This window comes from Mycobacterium scrofulaceum, assembly GCF_001667885.1.
GTDB lineage: Bacteria > Actinomycetota > Actinomycetes > Mycobacteriales > Mycobacteriaceae > Mycobacterium > Mycobacterium scrofulaceum_C.
Genome location: NZ_LZJW01000078.1, coordinates 1 through 646 on the forward strand (window position 1 = coordinate 1; position 646 = coordinate 646).

General features: G+C 66.4%; 1 protein-coding gene. It reads right to left on the reverse strand.

Annotation, left to right across the window (positions count from 1 at the left end; all coding sequences use genetic code 11):
- Positions 1–646: condensation domain-containing protein (locus A5681_RS11880; protein WP_156737942.1), on the reverse strand; the 646-nt coding region annotated here is incomplete at both ends.

Sequence of the window (646 nt, forward strand, 5' to 3'; positions counted from 1 at the left end):
GCCAGGACCACTTGGATCAGGGGGTGATGGGTCAGGCTGCGGGTGGGGTGCAGCCGTTCGACGAGGACTTCGAAGGGCACGTCCTGGTGCTCATAGGCGGCCAGGCTGCGTTGCTGCACCTGACCCAACAACTCACTGACCGTGGGGTTGCTGCTCAGGTCGGTGCGCAACACCAATGTGTTGACGAAAAATCCGACCAGGTCGTCGAGGGCGGGGTCGCGGCGCCCGGCGATCGGGAAGCCCACTGCCACATCGGTGTTCGCGCTGAGCTTGGACAGCAGCACCGCCAGGGCGGCCTGCACCACCATGAAGCTGGTCGCATTGTGCTCGCCGGCCACCGCCCGCACCCGCTGCTGCAACTCGGCCGGCCATTCCACGGCCACCCGCGCGCCCCGATAATCAGCCACCGCGGGATACGGCCGATCCGTGGGCAACTCCAACCGCTCCGGCATCCCCGCCAACGCATCCAGCCAATAGGCCAACTGCGCAGCGATCACACTGTGCGGATCTCCCAAATCTCCGAATTGCGCCCGCTGCCACAACGTGTAATCCACATACTGCACCGCCAACGGCGCCCAGCCCGGCGCGCCACCCGCACACCGACTGGCATAGGCCACCCCGAGATCACGCACCAACGGCGTAATCG